Raw genomic sequence first — 2582 nt, 5'->3', positions numbered from 1 at the left:
GGCCACCAGGGCGGCGATCGCGACGGCGTTGGCCAGTCCGAAGACCAGGACGACGGTGCGCTGGCCATGCCGGTCCGCGAGCCGGCCGACCAGCGGGCCGCAGGCGACCTGGCCGACGGCGAGCGCTCCGCCGGTCAGCCCCGCGACGGCCAGCGAGCCGCTGGTGCGGGCGACCAGCAGGACGCTGCCCAACTGGATCGTGGCCGTCGGCAGCCGTCCCAGGAAGGACACCACCGGCAGCAGCGGCCCGGTCAGGCCGATCACCTCTCGGTACGTCTCCAGCGCGCCTCGCCGTCCGGTGCCTCCACTGCTTCCCATCGCTCGAAGCCAGCCACGCGCGCGTACGCCCGTGGAGGGGCCGATGACACGAAAGGCGGCGAGACGGGTACGTAGGTTTCCATGACACCTGAGCGACCCGACCCGGCGGTGCCAACGATCCCCACGGCCTCCACAGCCCCCCTGGCCCCCCTGGCCACGTATCGGCTGCAGTTGCAGCCCGAGTTCCCCTTCTCGGCCGCGGCGGCGGCCGTGCCGTACCTGGCCTCGCTCGGCGTCACGCACCTGCACCTGTCCCCGGTGCTGGAGGCCGTGCCGGGCTCGCCGCACGGCTACGACGTCGTGGACCACGGGCGCGTGCGCGGGGAACTGGGCGGCGAGGAGGGACTGCGGGCGCTGGCGCGCACCGCGCGGGAGCACGGTCTCGGCCTGGTGGTGGACATCGTGCCGAACCACATGGCGATGTCGCCCCGGCACAACCGCGCCCTGTGGGAGGTGCTGCGGGAGGGACCGAAGTCGCCGTACACGCGGTGGTTCGACATCGACTGGGAGGCCCAGGGCGGCCAGGTGCTGATGCCGGTGCTCGGCGCCCCGGTCGGCGAGGTGCTGGACGAGTTCCGGGTCGACGGCGACGTACTGCGCTACCACGACCACGCGTTCCCTCTGCGGGACGGCACCGGTGACCTGCCGCTGCCGCAGCTGCTGGACGCGCAGTGGTACCGCCCCGTGTGGTGGCGGCTCGCCCGCACCGACCTGAACTACCGGCGCTTCTTCAGCATCTCCGAGCTCATCGGCGTACGCGTGGAGGACCCGGAGGTGTTCGAGGCGACGCACGCCACGATTCTGCGGCTGCTGCACGAGGGTGTGGTCGACGGTCTGCGCGTCGACCACCCCGACGGCCTCGCCGACCCCGACACCTACCTCGGGCGGCTGCACGAGGCGAGCGGCGGCCGGTGGACGGTCGTGGAGAAGATCCTCGCGGACGGCGAGCGGCTGCCCGCCGCCTGGCCCGTCGCGGGCACGACCGGCTACGACGCCCTGCGGCACATCGACGGGCTCTTCACCGACCCGGCCGGGTACGGGGAACTCCTCGGCCAGTACCGCAGGTTCGCCGCCCCGCAGACGGACCGGGGCGGCGACTGGGCGGCGACGGTGCGGCGGGCGGCGTACAAGGTGCTCACGCACGAGCTGGCCACCGAGATGGACCGGCTGACCCGGGTGGCCCACCGCCTGTGCGTCGCCTCCCCGGACGCCGCGCTGCGCGACCGGGCGCCGTGGGCGTTGCGCACGGCGCTGCGGGAGCTGCTGGTGCGGCTGGAGGTGTACCGGCCGTACGCGTCGGTGGACGCGGCGTCGGTCGTCACGGAGGAGGCGGCGGCCGAGGCGCGGCTCGCGTTCGCGGTGCCGGAGGAGGCCGGTGCGGTGGACGTCGTGCGGGGCCTGGTGCTGGGGCGGTTCGGGGACGGGCCGGAGCACGTGGAGTTCCGTACGCGGTTCGCGCAGACGGCGTCGGCGCTGCGCGCCAAGTCGGTGGAGGACACGGCGTTCTACCGCTACGTGCCGCTGCTTTCGGCGACCGAGGTGGGCGGGAACCCGGGGAGTCCGGCCCTGTCGCCGGAGGAGTTCCACGCTTACTGCGCGCGCGTGCAGCGCGACTGGCCCGCGACCGGCACGGTGGTCTCGACGCACGACACCAAGCGCAGCGCCGACGTGCGCGCCGCGCTGGCCGTGCTCACGGAGTGTCCCGAGCGGTGGGCGGACGTCCTCACGGAGGTCACCCGCACCGGGGAGGGCGTGCCGGACGCGCAGCTGGCGTGGGCGGCCTGGCAGACGGTGTTCGGGCTGGGGCCGGCGGAGGGCGAGCGCGTGCGGGAGGCGCTGCTGAAGCACGTGCGCGAGGCGGGGATGTACACCAGCTGGACGGAGCAGGAGCCGCCGTACGAGGAGGCGGTGGCCGGGTTCGTGGCGGCGGGGCCGTGCGGCGCGCCGGGCGAGCGGGTGCTCGCCTTCCGCGACGCCCTGGAACCGCACATCCGGGCCAACGTCCTCGGCACGGCCCTGACGCACCTGACGATGCCGGGGGTGCCGGACCTCTACCAGGGCACAGAGCACGAGTACCTCTCCCTGGTGGACCCGGACAACCGCCGTCCCGTGCGGTTCGGAGAGGGCGGTGAGGCCGGCGAGGGCGGTGAGGGCGGTGAGAAGGGCGCGGTGACCCGGGCGGCGCTCGCGCTGCGCGCGCGGCGCCCCGACGCGTTCGGCGACGCGGCGACGTACGAGCCGCTGCCCGCCGAGGGTCACGCGGC

Annotated in this window: 1 protein-coding gene and 1 pseudogene; one reads left to right on the top strand and one right to left on the bottom strand. The window is 74.7% G+C overall.

The genetic code is table 11. The features are described from left to right. Positions 1–318: pseudogene (locus EBH09_RS39255) on the bottom strand (MFS transporter); the annotation flags it as partial. Positions 319–399: 81 nt separating this feature from the next. On the opposite strand from EBH09_RS39255, the gene treY reads away from it, so the two are divergent. Then, positions 400–2582: malto-oligosyltrehalose synthase (gene treY, locus EBH09_RS28555; RefSeq protein ID WP_121751049.1), on the top strand; the 2183-nt coding region annotated here is incomplete at its 3' end.

The organism is Streptomyces sp. E2N166, from assembly GCF_003671715.1.
GTDB classification, from domain to species: Bacteria; Actinomycetota; Actinomycetes; order Streptomycetales; family Streptomycetaceae; genus Streptomyces; species Streptomyces thinghirensis.
Note: the sequence above shows the minus strand (reverse complement) of the source record. Positions and strands in the feature narration are given on the sequence as shown.